The sequence below is a fragment of the Stenotrophomonas maltophilia group sp. vghtpe118 genome (genome assembly GCF_052605195.1).
Genome location: NZ_CP199672.1, coordinates 465,767 through 480,331 on the forward strand (window position 1 = coordinate 465,767; position 14,565 = coordinate 480,331).

The following is a 14,565-nucleotide window of genomic DNA, read 5'->3' on the forward strand; positions in this document are numbered from 1 at the left end:
CGGTATCGGCTTGTATGAATGGGACTTGAGACACCGGTAGATCGCGTAACGACGGTAGTCACAGTTTTCGGGGCGCCGGGACTGGCCCGGCGGGCGTCAGCGCAGGCCGTCCACATCCAGGATCAGCGCCATGCGACCATCGCCGATCAGGGTTGCACCGGCGTAACCGCGCAGGCCGCGCAGGGCCTTCGGCAATGGCTTGATGACCACTTCCTCGCGCCCGCGGACCTGGTCCACGACCAGGCCGAAGCGCGCTTCGCCGGCCTGCAGCACCACGATGGTCAGCAGGGTCGAGGCGGCCGGCGTCACATCCAGCCACTGGCGCAGATCGACCAGTGGCAGCGTGTGCGAACGGCGGTCGAGCACGGCGCGGCCATCGAACCAGCCCAGCGAGGTGCGCGGCGCGTGCAGCACTTCCATCACGCGCGCCAGCGGCAGCGCATAGACATCCTCGCCGGCCTGCACCAGCAGGGTCGGCAGGATCGCCAGGGTGAGCGGCACGCGGATCAGGAAGCGGCTGCCACGGCCCAGCTCGGACTGGATCTGGATCTGGCCACTCAGTTCGCGGATGCGCGACTGCACCACATCCATGCCAACGCCACGGCCGGAGATATCCGTGACCTGCTGCTTGGTCGAGAAGCCGGGCAGGAACACCAGGTGCAGGCACTCCTCGCTGCTCAGCCGCGCGGCAGCTTCCGGATCGATCAGGCCCTTCTCACGCGCCTTCGCGCGCAGCTTCTCCGGATCGATGCCGGCACCGTCGTCCTGCACTTCAATGCTGACGTAGTCGCCTTCCTGCTGGGCCGACAGGCGTACATGGCCCATCCGCGGCTTGCCCTGTGCTTCGCGCAGGTCGGGCATTTCCACGCCATGGTCGATGGCGTTGCGGACCAGGTGCACCAGCGGGTCGGCCAGCGCTTCGACCAGGTTGCGGTCGAGCTCGGTCTCGGCACCGATCAGCTCCAGGTCCACTTCCTTCTTCAGCGAGCGGGCAACGTCTCGGGCGACCTTGGGGAAGCGCGAGAAGACCTTGCCCACCGGCTGCATGCGGGTACGCATCACCGCCGACTGCAGGCGCGCGGTGGCGATGTCCAGGGTCGACACGGCGCGGTCCAGTTCCTCGTCGCGCAGGCGCGCACGCAGGGTCTTGAGCCGGTTGCGCGACAGCACCAGTTCGCCGATCAGATTGACGATCGCGTCCAGGCGCTTGGTGTCCACGCGCACGGTATGTTCGGCTTCGGCCAGCGGCTTGGCGGCCGGCTTGGTCGCCGCTGCAGTTGCCGGTGCGGCCGGTGCGGCCAGTGGGCGTGGTGCCGCGATCGGTGCGGGCGCTACCGCAGCGATGGGCTTGGCGCCGGGTGCGGCGCCACCGTGCAGCTGGTCGAGCAGGGCTTCGAACTCGTCTTCGCTGATCAGGCCGTCGTCAGCCTTCTTTGCCGGCGCGACTGCAGTCGGTGCGTTGCCGCCGTGCAGCTGGTCGAGCAGGGCCTCGAACTCGTCGTCGGTGATCAGGTCGCTGCCACCCGCAGCGGGAGCTGCTGCGGCGGCGGGTGCAGCCACGGCACCGCCATGCATGTCGAACTGGGCGATCAGCTCCGGCGGCGCATAGCCCGGCTCGGTGCCGGAGGAAACTGCATCCAGCATCGCTTGCAGGTAGTCCAGCGATTGCTGGGCGGCATCGAAGTGATGGGCCTGCAGTACGGCCTGGCCCGCGCGCGCGATGCCCAGCGCTTCTTCGGCGGCGTGGCACAACTCGACCATGGCGGTGACGCCGAGGAAGCCGGCGCCGCCCTTGAGCGTGTGGTAGCCCCGGAACACCGCGTTGAGCTGCTCGGTGTCCTGTGGTGCCTGCTCCAGCGACACCAGCTGTTCGCCCAGGCGATCCAGGATTTCCTGCGCCTCGATGATGAAATCGGCAGTGATGTCGTCGGATACCGCGCTCATGCTTACAGCCCCAGGTCCGACAGCAGGTCGTCGGCGTCGTTCTGCGAGACCGCGTGGCGGTCCAGTCCCTTCAGTGCCGGCCCGGCCAGTTCCGGATCGGTGCGATGCTGTTCCGGCGGCAGGCCGAGCGCGCCGAAGCCCTCGTGCACGCGGCGGACGATGCCGACCACGCGACGGATGATCTGCCCGGTCAGGTCCTGGTAGCTCTGGGTCAGGGCGATCTCGGTGAGGTTGTGGCGGATGCGCTCGAGCTGTGCATCCTGGCCGGGCTGCAGGCCTTCGGCGCGCAGCTGTTCGGTCAGGCTGCGGCATTCCTCGGCCAGGTCCAGGGTGCGGTGCGTCGCCTGTTCGGTCATCGCCACCACGTGGTCCAGGCGTGCGCAGGCATCGTCCAGTTCGCCGGCCTCGCTGGGCACGGTCGGCAGTTCACCCAGGGCCTGCCCGAGCTCGCGGGCCAGCCGCGAGAGGCCGCTCATCATCGGCTGCGTGCGCAGCGCGACCAGTCCGTCGATGCGTTGCCGCCAGGCGGTTTCGTCACCGGACTCCAGTGCGTCCAGTGCTTCCTGCAGGCGCAGGGCGAGGGCATTCTTGTCGACCGTGGTGTCCATCAGGCGCTGGCCGCCAGGCGTTCGAAGATCTTGCCGAGCTTCTCTTCCAGCGTCTGCGCGGTGAACGGCTTGATGATGTAGCCGTTCACCCCGTTCTGGGCCGCTTCGATGATCTGCTCGCGCTTGGCTTCGGCGGTGACCATCAGCACCGGCAGGGTCTTCAGCTTGGCGTCGGCACGGATCGCCTTGAGCAGCTCGATGCCGGTCATGACCGGCATGTTCCAGTCGGTGACCACGAAATCGAACGGCTGGCTCTGCAGCAGCGACAGCGCGGCATGCCCGTCCTCGGCTTCGGCGGTGTTGGTGAAGCCCAGATCGCCCAGCAGGTTCTTGACGATGCGACGCATGGTCGAGAAGTCGTCCACGATCAGGATGCGCATGTTCTTGTTCAAAGCAGAGTTCCTTTGTTGTTCATTCCGGGCGGCCGGGGGCAGCTGCCTCGGGGATGTTCATTCTTCGAGGCCGGCGTCGACGGCCTCGAATACCTTCAGCCGGCCGCGCAGGCGCAGCACCGCCTGGCCGTGGATCTGGCAGACCCGCGACTCGCTCACGCCGAGCACCGCGCCGATCTCCTTCAGATTGAGTTCCTGCTCGTAGTAGAGCGAGAGCACCAGCTGTTCGCGCTCGGGCAGATGGCCGATGGCCTTGCCCAGCTCGCGGCCGAACTCGCTGCGCTCCAGCACCTGCTGCGGGGTCGGGCCACCCTGGGCGACCGTGTCCAGCTCGCCCTGGTCCTCGATGCGCGACTCCAGGCTCAGCACCTGGCCACGCGCAGCGTCTTCCATCAGGCGCAGGTACTCGGGCAGTGGCATCTCCATCGCGGCGGCCACTTCGGTGGCGCTGGCGGCGCGGCCGCTGCTCTGTTCCAGGCGGCGGATGGTGGCCGCAGCATCGCGTGCACGGCGGTGCACCGAGCGCGGCACCCAGTCGCCACGGCGGATCTCGTCGATCATCGAGCCACGGATACGGATCGAGGCATAGGTCTCGAACGAGGCGCCCTGGTCGGCGTCGTAGCTGCGCGAAGCCTCGATCAGGCCCATCATGCCCGCCTGGATCAGGTCGTCGACTTCGACGCTGGCCGGCAGGCGCGCGGCCAGATGGTGGGCGATGCGCCGCACCAGGTCCGAGTGCTGGGCGATGACGTCGTTGGCCGCCGAGCGCTGGACTTCCCTGTACTGGGCCGCGCCTTTCATGCCGCCACCCCGCGCTGCTTGAGGATGCGTTCGAGGAAGAACTCGACGCCGCCGCGTGGTTCGGTGGGCGCCTGCCAGCGGGCCGTGCGGCGCGCGATCTCGGTGATGGCCAGTGCGGACGGGCTGGACGGGTAGGCCTTCACCACCGGCTGCTGGCGCTGCACCGACAGGCGCAGCCAGTCATCCTGCGGCACGCAGCCCAGATAGTTCAGCGAGACATCGGCGAGGAACTTCTCGCAGACGCGGGTCAGCTTCTCGTACAGTACGCGGCCCTCGTTGGGGTCGCGCACCATGTTGGCCACCACCTGGACGCGGTCCACGCCACGTTCGCGCGAGAGCACCTTGATCAGCGCGTAGGCGTCGGTGATTGAAGCCGGCTCGTCACAGACCACCACCACGGTGTCCTGCGCGGCCTGGCAGAAGGTCAGCACGCCGTCGGTGATGCCTGCGGCGGTGTCCACCACCATGATGTCCAGCTCGCGTTCCAGCTCGGAGAACACGTTGACCAGGCCGACGTGCTCGGCCGGGGCCAGCTCGGCCATGTGCCGGCGGCCGGACGCGGCCGGGACCACCAGCACGCCGTTCGGGCCTTCGACGATGACGTCGTCCAGCGAGCAGCGGCCGGCAACCAGGTCGGCCAGCGTATAGGTGGGGTTCAAGCCCAGGATCACGTCGATGTTGGCCAGGCCGAGGTCGGCGTCCAGCAGCAGCGTGCGCTTGCCCATGCCGGCCAGCGCCACGGCCAGGTTGGCCGACACGTTGGTCTTGCCCACGCCGCCCTTGCCGCCGGTCACGGCGATGGTGCGCACAGGGCCGAGCGGCTCGCTGCGGGTGGCCGACAGCGGGAAGGTCTTGGTCAGCTTGGCGTACTCACGCGACGGCATGGTTCAACTCCGGGTTGCAGGGCATATCGGCCGCTCGGCGCAAATCTTCAAGGCGAAGTACGAGATTGGCCGCACTGGCCCGGTGCAGGTCGTCCGGAACGTCCTGGCCGTCGGTCACCCAGGTGATCGGCAGGGCGTGGTCCACGGCCACCGACAGGGCGTTGCCGAAGCGGCCGGTTTCGTCCAGCTTGCTCAGCACAAGGCCCTGCAGGTTGGCGGCACCGAAGCGGCGGACCACCTCGTCCATGTCGCCGAAGCTGGTGTTGGCCGGCAGCACCAGCAGGGTGCGCACCTGGCGCGCGGCGCGCAGCCACTGCAGCTGGGCGGCCAGCGCGCGGTCGCGCGGGCCCAGTCCGGCGGTGTCGATCAGTACCAGCTTGTAGTCCTTCAGGCGTTCCAGCAGCTGGTCCAGGTCGGTGCCGCTGTTGGCCTCGTGCACGGCGATGCCGAGCTGCCGGCCGTAGCCATACAGCTGCTCGCGGGCGCCGATGCGGGTGGTGTCGGTGGTGACCAGAGCCACGTCACGCGGCGCGTGCTTCTCGGCGAACCGCGAGGCCAGCTTGGCGATGGTGGTGGTCTTGCCGGCGCCGGTCGGGCCCACCAGCGCGATCACGCCGCCTTCCTCCAGCGGGTCGACCGGGGCAATCGGCAGCTTGCGCGAGATCAGCCCCAGCATCAGGCCGCGGCCTCGGTGCGCCTCGGTCTCCAGCGGAATCTGCATGGCGACGTCGCGGGCCAGGCCAGCATCGAAGCCGTACTCGTCCATCAGGTCCAGCGCGGTGGCGCGCACCGGGCAGCCGCGCAGGCGCTCGTCGGTGAAGCGGTTCATTTCGCGCTCGATCACCTGGCGCATGCCGGCCACTTCCTGGCGCAGCTGGCGGATCTCGGCGTCGTCCTGGGCGACCACGGTCAGGACCGGGGCTGGGGCGAGCGTCGGCGTCGGCGCGGCTTCGACGGTGGCATCGGCCAACGCCGGTTCGCTGACGGCGACCTCCGGCTGCGTTTCGGACAGGGTTGCGGTCGGCAGCGGTGGCGGCTGCACCGCCGGCGCCACGCTTTCGTGATGCGCCTCGTGCGGCGGATCGATCTGGAAACGGGCGCGGTTGGCCGGCGCGACGAGGGCCGGTGCCGGCGCCGGAGCAACGATGGCCTCGGCGAACGGGGCGAAGATCTGGTCCGGCAGTGCCGGTTCATTGACGGCGGCGCGTGCCAGGGTGGCGGCGAAGCCGGTGCTGCCGCGGGTTGGCACGATCTCGTCGGCGCTATCGAGGGTGCGGCCGGTAGCGCCCACTGCTGCACGGGCGAGGGCGGCCACCGCCGAGGTGGTGGCGGCAACCGGTTCCGGTGCCGGGGTGCTGCTGCGGCGGCGGGTGACGGCGGCGATCACCGCGTCGGCGGCGGTGCGCGGCTTGGGTGCCGGCGGCGGTGCGACGTCGCGGCGCGAGGCTTCCAGCGCACGCTGCACCGCGCTCTCGTCGTAGTTGGCGGCGGCGACGATCTCGATGCCTTCCTCGATCCGGCGGTTGGACAGGATCACGGCGTCAGGACCATGCTCCTTGCGCACCAGGTTCATGGCCGAGCGCATGTCGGCGGCGACGAATCGTTTGATTTTCATGCTGTGGTCACGAGGCGAAGACGGCGGGGTGGCGGTCGGGGAACTCGGGTGGTCGGTGGTCTGCACGGTGCGGGTTCCCCTTGGTGTCTGTCTGTTGCGTTGGTTCGAAAGTGGTGTCTGTTTTCTGGCGCATCGGCGGGCGGCGTCAGCTGATCGTTCCGACCAGCTTCAGGCGCTTGTCCTCCGGCACTTCGCTGTAGGCCAGGACCGACAGCGACGGAACGCTGTGGCGGACCAGGCGGGCCAGCGCGGCGCGCACCGGGCCAGGTACCAGCACGACCGCGGGCTCGTTGCGGGCTTCCTGCTTGCTGACACATTCGGCCAGGCTCTGGTGCAGTCGCTCAGCGAGTCCGGGTTCCAGCGCGGCGCCGTTGCCCTGCGTGGACTCCTGCAAGACACGTTCCAATTGCGGGTTGAGGGTGAACACCGGCAGCTCCGCCGACATTCCGGCGATCTCCTGCACGATGAAGCGGCCCAGTGCGGTGCGCACCGCGGCGGTCAGCACGGCCGGGTCCTGGCTGCTGGGCGCATGTTCGACCAGTGCCTCGGCGATCTTGCGCAGCTGGCGGATCGGAATGCGCTCGACCAGCAGGTTCTGCAGCACGCGCACCACCGCCGACAGCGGCAGCGCCTTCGGCGTCAGATCTTCGACGAGCTTGGGTGCGCTCTTGGCCAGGTTGGCCAGCAGGTGCTGCACTTCCTCATGGCCGAGCAGCTCGGGTGCGTGTTCGCGGATCAGGTGCGACAGATGGGTGGCGACCACGGTGGCCGGGTCGACCACCGTGTAGCCCAGCGTTTCGGCCTGGGCGCGCTGATGCGGCTGGATCCAGGTGGCATCCAGGCCGAACGCGGGATCCTTGCCGGCAATGCCCTCCAGTGCGCCGAGCGCGCTGCCCGGATCCAGGGCCAGCTCGCGGTCGGGGTGGATCTCGGCGGTGGCCACCGGCACGCCATGCACCAGCACGCGGTAGCCGTTGGCCGGCAGTTCCAGGTTGTCGCGGATGTGCACCGAGGGAATCAGGAAGCCGACATCCTGGGTCAGCTTGCGGCGCACGCCCTTGATGCGCGCCATCAGTTCGCCGCCCTGGTTGCTGTCCACCAGCGGAATCAGCCGGTAGCCGACCTCCAGGCCCAGCGGATCGACCGGGCGCAGCTCGTCCCAGCTCAGTTCGGCGGTCGGTGCCGGCGCGGCGGGGCGGCCCAGCGCAGTGAGCGCGGCAGCATCGGTGCCACTGCCTGTTGCATCGGCAGCCGGTGCCTTGGTCTTGCGATACAGCTTCCAGGCGATGAAGCCAAGGATCGCGGCCAGCGTCAGGAAAGCGACGTTGGGCATGCCCGGCACCAGGCCAACGACGCCGATGATGCCGGCGGTGATCGCCAGCGCGCGGTACTGGCCGAACACCTGCCCGGTCATGGCCTGGGCCATGTCCTGCGAGCGCGAGGCGCGGGTGACCAGCATCGCCACCGCGCTGGACACCAGCAGTGCCGGCAGCTGCGCCACCAGGCCGTCACCGATGGAGAGCAGGGTGTAGGTGGCAGCGGCGTCGCCGAACGGCATGCCATGCTGCAGCACGCCCACGGCCAGGCCGCCGAGCATGTTGATGAACAGGATCAGGATGCCGGCGATGGCGTCGCCGCGGATGAACTTGCTGGCACCGTCCATTGCACCGTAGAAGTCGGCTTCCTCGCGGACTTCCTCGCGGCGCAGCTTGGCTTCCTCGCGCGTCAGCAAACCGGCGTTGAGGTCGGCGTCGATCGCCATCTGCTTGCCGGGCATCGCGTCCAGGATGAAGCGCGCGGTCACTTCCGAGACGCGGCCGGCGCCCTTGGTGATGACCACGAAATTGATGATGGTCAGGATCGCGAACACCACGATGCCGACCGCATAGTTGCCGCCGATCACGAATTCACCGAAGGCGGCGATGACCTTGCCCGCAGCGTCGTGGCCGTTCTGGCCGTTGAGCAGGATCACGCGGGTGGAGGCCACGTTCAGCGCCAGCCGCAGCATGGTCGTGATCAACAGCACGATCGGGAAGATGGTGAAGTCCAGCGGGCGCTTCACGTAGACCACCGCCAGCAGCACCATCAGCGAGATGGCGATGTTGAAGGTGAACAGCGCATCAAGGACTGGCGCGGCCAGCGGCACCACGACCATGGCCAGCAGGGCCAGCACGATCAGCGGCGCGCCAAGGCCCTGGCGGATCATTTCCAGGGCACGGCGGGTGTTGAATCCGGTGGCGGGCTGGGCGCTCACGGGCGGCCTCCCTTGCCGAATTCATCCACCTGGATGTGCGGGGCGTCCGGCATCGGGCCAGTGCGCCAGGCGCGCAGCTGGTAGACGTAGGACAGAACCTGGGCGACGGCCGAATACAGTCTCACGGGGATTTCCTTTCCGAGTTGGCCTTCCCGATACAAGGCGCGTGCCAAAGGCGGGGCAGAGACGATCGCGACCTTGTTGCCGTCGGCCACTTCACGGATGCGCAGGGCGGTCTCGTCCACGCCCAGTGCGACCACGGTGGGGGCGTTCATGGCGCCGCCTTCGTACTTCAGGGCCACCGCGTAATGGGTGGGATTGACCACCACCACGTCGGCGGTGGGTACCGCTTCCATCATCCGGCGGTTGGCCATCTGCTGCTGCAGCTGGCGGATGCGGCCCTTCACCTCGGGGCTGCCTTCGCTTTCCTTCATTTCCCGGCGCAGTTCTTCACGGGTCATCTTCAGCTTGCGCATCCAGTTCCAGCGCTGGTACGGGGCATCGATGGCGGCCAGCACCAGCATGGCGCCGGCGGTGGCCAGCAGCAGGCGCAGGGTGAAGCCGAGGCCGTCGGTGATGGCGGTCTCCAGCGGGTGGTGGATCAGCCCGCGCAGGGTGTCGAAGCCGGACCACACCACCATCCCGGCAGCGACACCGACGAAGGCCACGCGCAGCAGCGACTTGGTGAACTCGGCAAGCGCCTCGGGGCCATACAGGCGCTTGAGCCCGCTCATCGGGTTCATGCGGTTGATGTCAGGCAGCAACGCCTTCTGCGACCAGCGCAGGCCGCCCATCACCAGCGGGGCGACGAAGCTGGCCAGCAGGCAGACCAGCACCAGCGGTGCGATCACCAGCATGAACTGCAACAGCAGGTCGCCGAAGTGGCCGAACAGTGCCTTCGGGTTCTGCCGCAGGCTCTGTTCCGGGCTGAGCGCCTGCTTCATCCAGGCCGTGGCGCCACGGCCGATCGAGCCGCTCATGGCCATCACCGCCAGCACACCGGCGCCGAACACGGCGGCGGTGCCCAGTTCGCGCGAGCGCGGCAGGTTGCCCTGTTCACGGGCGTCGCGCAGGCGTTTTTCGGTCGGTTGTTCGGTCTTTTCGCCGGCGGATTCGTTCTCGGACATCACGGGTACTGCGGCAGGGGTTGCCGGAGGGCGTGCAAGAACTGTTCCACGCATGGCGTGGATCAACCGACGACCCTTTTGTAGAGCCGGGCCCACGCTCGGCTGCGGTTGGGTCCAGGCGCGAAGCGCAGCCGAGCGTGGGCTCGGCTCTACAGGAGGGTGCCGCAGGAATCGTTCCGCGATGGCAGGTGGTCGCGCTGCCCGGCGCTATCCGGGCGGGTGTTGTTGCGGCGGGCTCTGCGCCAGCTCCATCCGCGGCCGCGGCAGGTCGTGCAGCTGCATGAAGCGCGCCGCGTCGACCGGGCGGCCGAGCAGGTACCCCTGCAGGAAGTCGCAGCCCAGGCGCTCCAGGTAGGCGCGCTGCGCGGCGGTTTCCACGCCCTCGGCGACGATGTCCATGTCCAGTGCATGGCCCAGCGCCACGATCGCCGAGACGATCACCACGTCCTCCGCACTGTGTTCCAGGTCACGCACGAACGCGTGGTCGATCTTGATCTCCGTGGCGGGCAGCCGCTTCAGGTACAGCAGGCTGGAATAGCCGGTTCCGAAATCGTCGATGGAGATGCCCACGCCCAGCGCCGACAGCGCCTGCAGCAGGCGAAGGCTGGCATCGGTATCGCGCATGACCGTGCTTTCGGTGATCTCCAGCACCAGGTGGCGCGGGGCAATGCCATAGCGTTCGATCACTTCACGCACATCCTGCAGCAGGTGTGGCGAACTGAACTGCACCGGTGACAGGTTCACCGACATTGACCAGCCTTCATGCCCGGCGTCGCGCCAGCGCCGCAGCTGCTGGCAGGCCTGGTCCAGCGCCCAGCGACCGATCTCGTTGATCGCGCCGCTGCGTTCAGCCAGGCGGATGAAGCGGTCCGGTGGGATCAGCCCGTGCTCCGGGTGCTTCCAGCGGATCAGCGCTTCGGCACCGGCCACCTTCTGGGTGGCCACGCGGATCTTCGGCTGATAGTGCAGGAACAGCTGCTCGCTGCCGATCGCACGGCGCAGGTCGGCCAGCAGCCGGAACTGCTGCTCGGCACTGTCGTTCATCCAGTCGGCGAACAGCACGAAGGCGTTGCGTCCGGATTCCTTGGCCTGGTACATCGCCGCGTCGGCGAAGGCCATCAACTGGCGCTCGCTGGCAGCGTGGTCGGGGCAGATCGCCACGCCGATGCTGGCAGTCACCTGCAGTTCGTTGTCCGGCAGCAACGGGCCGCTGCCCACCGCCTGCAGGATGCGCCGGGCGAGGGTGGGCAGGTCCTCGTCGTGCTCGATGCGCACCACCAGCACGAATTCGTCGCCGCCCAGACGGGCCAGCATATCGTTGGGCCGGAGCAGCTGGCGGGTACGCTCGGCCACCGCCACCAGCAGTGCGTCGCCGGCCTGATGGCCGTAGGCATCATTGACCTGCTTGAATCCGTCCAGGTCCATGAACATTACCGCAAATCGGCTGCCGCCCTGTTCGGCTTCTGCCAGCGCCTGCACGATGCGCCGCTGCAGCAGCAGGCGGTTCGGCAGGCGGGTCAGCGGGTCGTGCAGCGCGGCCTGGGTCAGTTCCTGCTGGGCATCGGTCAACGAGGTGCTCAGCATCGAGTTGCGCAGCCGCAGCAGCTGCGCCTCCACCCGCTGGTCCAGCCACGAGACCACCAGCACCACCGCCAGGATCGCAACCGTCAGCACCACCACCAGCATCGCCAGCCACTCGCTCTGCAGGCCATCGCCGACCGCCGCGCCGCAGATGCTGCCTTCCGGGAAACGCGCGGCGGCCATGCCGGTGTAGTGCATGCCGACGATGGCCAGGCCGAGCAGGCCCGCGGCTGCCAACCGGTCACCGACGCGGGTGCGCTGCGCGCGCAGGCGGAACGCAACGTAGAGCGCGGTCCACGACGCGGCCACCGCCACCACCAGGGAGAGCAGCAGCCAGCCCGGGTCGTAGTCGATCCCGGGCTGCATGCGCATCGCTGCCATGCCGACGTAGTGCATGCCGGCAATGCCAGTGCCCATCAGCAGGGCACCGCCCGCCAATCGCGGATGGGGCAGGGTGCGCAGCGAGACCAGCCACAGTGCGAACACCGACGAGGCGATCGCCAGGGCCAGCGAGAGCAGGGTGATGGGCAGGTCGTAGCCCAGTGCAATGGGCAGATCGAAGGCCAGCATGCCGATGAAGTGCATCGACCAGATGCCCAGGCCCATGGCGAATCCGCCCCCCAGGCGCCACCACCAGGCGGCTGCCCGGCCCGGGGCGGTGACCGTGCGCCCGGCCATGGCCAGCGCTGTGTACGACGCCATCACGGCGACCAGCAGTGAGATCGCCACCAGCCACGGGTTGTACGTGCCTACCAGCATTCGTCAGTCTCCCGGACCTGCCTGTCGACGGAAACCACGGTGGGGCATGCATGAGGCAGGCCAACGCGAACGGGCGTCGGCCAGGTGCGGCATCCCCCCGGTTGCCGCGCATTCACTCTAACGCGCAGACCCGGGGGGACTTCAAGCGGCAATCCGTGAAATTGCGCCCCTGTAGAGCCGAGCCCATGCTCGGCTGCCACTCCTGCCGAAGGCAGCCGAGCATGGGCTCGGCTCTACAGAAACAAATGCATGGCAAGCAGTAGAACGTGACGACCGGGTCAGCGTGTGACCGCGTCCGCGGCCTGGAAGGCGGCGTCGAACAGGCGCTGTACCGGCGGCCCCATTTCCCCGGCCAGCAGCGCCAGGAGGAACAGGCCCAGCAGCAGCGAAACCGGCAGGCCCAGCTGGATCGGGTTCAGCGCAGGCGCGGCACGCGCCAGGACACCGAAGGCCAGATTCACCGCCAACATCGCCACGGTCAGCGGGATGGCCAGGCTCAGCGCGCCGCGCAGCACGGTCAGCAGGAAGGTCGGGGCGATGCTGAAGAAGGCATGGGGATCCGGCAGCGGGGCGCCAATCGGCAGCGCGCGATAGCTGTCCACCAGCAGCGAGATCAAAGCCAGGTGGCCGTTGGCGGTGAAGAACAGCAGCCCGAACAGCAGGTAGAACCACTGTCCGATCACGCCGGAGGTACCACCGCGCAGCGGATCGCTCATCTGCGCGAAGGCCAGGCCGGTGCCCTGCGCGATCAGTTCGCCGGCCATCGCGCCGGCTTCGAACACCAACCGCAGCATGAAGCCGATGGACACGCCGATGGCCAGTTCACGGGCAATGGTCAGCACCGTAGCCGCGTCGAAGCCGGTCCAGTCCGGTACCGGGGGGAGCAGCGGGGCCAGTGCGATGGCCAGGGTGCCGGCCAGCACCACGCGCACCCGCGATGGCACCGCACGCGTGCCGACCATGGGCATGGCCATGGCCACTGCGCCGATGCGCAGCATGGTCCACAGCACCGTGCCGATCATGCCGAAGGCCTGCAGGCCGTCGGCCGCCATCTGTGTCGCGGCGTCCATCGAAGCGCGTGCCCTAGCCGATCAGGTGTGGGATGCGCTGGAACAGCAGCGTGGTGAATTCAACCAGGTGGCCGATCAGCAGGCTGCCCAGCGCGAACAGCACTGCGGTCAGCGCTGCCGCCTTGGCGACGAAGGCGATGGTCGGTTCGTTGAGCTGGGTCGCGGCCTGCACGACACCAACCACCACGCCCACCACCAGTACGGTGAGCAGCAGCGGGCCGGCCACCCACAACACGGTGATCAGGCCGCCACGCAGTTCAGTCAAGGCAAGTTCGGGAGACATTCGGATTCCATCTGCTCATGTAGAGTCGAGCCCTGCTCGACTGCGCGTTACGGGGGATATCAGGCCGGATTGAAGCTCGCCGCCAACGTACCCACGGTCAGCACCCAGCCATCGACCAGCACGAACAGCAGGATCTTGAAGGGCGCCGATACCAGCATCGGCGACAGCATCATCATGCCCATCGACATCAGCACGCTGGCAACGACCAGGTCGATGATCACGAACGGGATGAAGATCAGGAATCCGATCTCGAAGGCGGTCTTCAGTTCACTGGTGACGAACGAAGCGACCAGCACCGGGAACGGGATCGCGTCGGGGCTGGCGTAGGTGCCATGCCCGGCGATGCCGGCAAAGGTCATCAGGTCGGTCTCGCGGATCTGCGCCAGCATGAAGCCGCGCAGTGGCTGCGTGGTCAGCGTCCATGCGGTCTGGAAGTCGATGTCGCCGTTGAGGTAGGGCGCCATGCCCGCGCTCCACGCCTTGTCCCAGGTCGGCATCATCACCATTGCGGTGAGGAACAGGGCCAGGCCCAGCAGCACCTGGTTGGACGGCGTCTGGCCGGTGCCCAGCGCCTGGCGCAGCAGGCCCAGCACGATGATGATGCGGGTGAACGAGGTCAGCACCAGCAGCATCGACGGGATCAGGGTGATCGCGGTCATCAGCAGCAGGGTCTGCAGCGGCAGGCTGACCGGCTGGCCACCGATCTTGCCGACGTTGACGTCCGGCAGCGGGGTGGCCGGCGCGCCGGGTGCGGCCAACGCCAGCGCCGGCAACAGGCACAGGGCAAGCAACAGCAGCCACGGCGTCAGGGTGGCGGGACGGGTACGGGGGACACGCATGTCAGGGGTCCTTGCGCAGCCGCTGCTGCAGCAGCTGGGCGAAATTCGGCAGGTTCTTGAAGTCCGGCACGCGCACCGGCGCCGGTGGCGGCAGCGGTTCGGGCAGGGTGTGCAGGGTGTTGATGCCGCCGGCGGTGACGCCCAGCAGCAGCTGCTGGCCGTTGACCTCCACCACCACCACGCGTTCCTTGGCACCGACACTCAGGCTGGCCACCACCTTCATGCCTTCGGCCGGGCGGAAGCCGCTGCCAGGCATGCGCTTGAGCAGCCAGCCCAGGCCGATCACCAGTGCCACTACCGCCAGCAGCGCCAGCACCGCACCGAACAGGCTGGGTGCGGCGGCCGCATGCTGGCCGACCTGCGGACCGATCGGCGCGGCGGCCTTGCCGACCGCCAGCAGGGTGGAGG

13 protein-coding genes are annotated in these 14,565 nt (G+C 68.4%); all 13 read right to left on the bottom strand.

The window, feature by feature from the left end; translation table 11 throughout:
• Positions 1 to 96: 96 nt before the first annotated feature.
• On the bottom strand, positions 97 to 1,944 hold the full coding sequence (locus tag ACUDTM_RS02210) for a chemotaxis protein CheA (RefSeq protein ID WP_445391102.1): 1,848 nt from the start codon (positions 1,942 to 1,944) through the stop codon (positions 97 to 99).
• 2 nt (positions 1,945 to 1,946) lie between these two features.
• The gene (locus ACUDTM_RS02215; RefSeq protein ID WP_032129220.1) at positions 1,947 to 2,552 is read right to left on the bottom strand and encodes a protein phosphatase CheZ; all 606 of its coding nucleotides are present in this window, start codon (positions 2,550 to 2,552) and stop codon (positions 1,947 to 1,949) included.
• Positions 2,552 to 2,944, bottom strand: coding sequence for a chemotaxis response regulator CheY (cheY, locus tag ACUDTM_RS02220; protein ID WP_005413247.1), 393 nt, complete (start codon positions 2,942 to 2,944; stop codon positions 2,552 to 2,554). The genes ACUDTM_RS02215 and cheY overlap by 1 nt, the downstream gene beginning before the upstream one ends.
• A 57-nt stretch (positions 2,945 to 3,001) precedes the next feature.
• The gene (locus ACUDTM_RS02225; RefSeq protein WP_053498623.1) at positions 3,002 to 3,745 is read right to left on the bottom strand and encodes an RNA polymerase sigma factor FliA; all 744 of its coding nucleotides are present in this window, start codon (positions 3,743 to 3,745) and stop codon (positions 3,002 to 3,004) included.
• Positions 3,742 to 4,629, bottom strand: a complete 888-nt coding sequence (locus ACUDTM_RS02230; RefSeq protein ID WP_072166952.1) for a MinD/ParA family ATP-binding protein — start codon at positions 4,627 to 4,629, stop codon at positions 3,742 to 3,744. Before ACUDTM_RS02230 ends, ACUDTM_RS02225 begins: the two co-directional genes overlap by 4 nt.
• On the bottom strand, positions 4,616 to 6,244 hold the full coding sequence (gene flhF / locus ACUDTM_RS02235) for a flagellar biosynthesis protein FlhF (RefSeq protein WP_445391103.1): 1,629 nt from the start codon (positions 6,242 to 6,244) through the stop codon (positions 4,616 to 4,618). Before flhF ends, ACUDTM_RS02230 begins: the two co-directional genes overlap by 14 nt.
• 145 nt (positions 6,245 to 6,389) lie before the next feature.
• A complete protein-coding gene (gene flhA, locus ACUDTM_RS02240; protein ID WP_188241100.1) occupies positions 6,390 to 8,450 on the bottom strand; it encodes a flagellar biosynthesis protein FlhA in 2,061 nt (686 codons plus the stop codon).
• Positions 8,451 to 8,494: 44 nt separating this feature from the next.
• Positions 8,495 to 9,625 carry a flagellar biosynthesis protein FlhB gene (gene flhB / locus ACUDTM_RS02245; RefSeq protein ID WP_445391104.1) on the bottom strand — a complete coding sequence of 377 codons (1,131 nt, stop codon included), beginning with the start codon at positions 9,623 to 9,625 and terminating at the stop codon, positions 8,495 to 8,497.
• A 207-nt stretch (positions 9,626 to 9,832) separates the two neighbouring features.
• Entirely contained in the window at positions 9,833 to 11,965 is a 2,133-nt protein-coding gene (locus ACUDTM_RS02250) for a putative bifunctional diguanylate cyclase/phosphodiesterase (RefSeq protein ID WP_445391105.1), read from the bottom strand.
• Positions 11,966 to 12,243: 278 nt separating this feature from the next.
• Complete coding sequence (gene fliR / locus ACUDTM_RS02255; protein WP_049412889.1) at positions 12,244 to 13,035, bottom strand: flagellar biosynthetic protein FliR; 792 nt, start codon at positions 13,033 to 13,035, stop codon at positions 12,244 to 12,246.
• Positions 13,036 to 13,048: 13 nt separating this feature from the next.
• Complete coding sequence (locus ACUDTM_RS02260; protein WP_005413254.1) at positions 13,049 to 13,318, bottom strand: flagellar biosynthetic protein FliQ; 270 nt, start codon at positions 13,316 to 13,318, stop codon at positions 13,049 to 13,051.
• 59 nt (positions 13,319 to 13,377) lie between these two features.
• On the bottom strand, positions 13,378 to 14,157 hold the full coding sequence (gene fliP / locus ACUDTM_RS02265) for a flagellar type III secretion system pore protein FliP (protein WP_445391106.1): 780 nt from the start codon (positions 14,155 to 14,157) through the stop codon (positions 13,378 to 13,380).
• A 1-nt stretch (position 14,158) separates the two neighbouring features.
• Positions 14,159 to 14,557, bottom strand: a complete 399-nt coding sequence (gene fliO, locus ACUDTM_RS02270; RefSeq protein WP_445391462.1) for a flagellar biosynthetic protein FliO — start codon at positions 14,555 to 14,557, stop codon at positions 14,159 to 14,161.
• Positions 14,558 to 14,565: the final 8 nt, after the last annotated feature.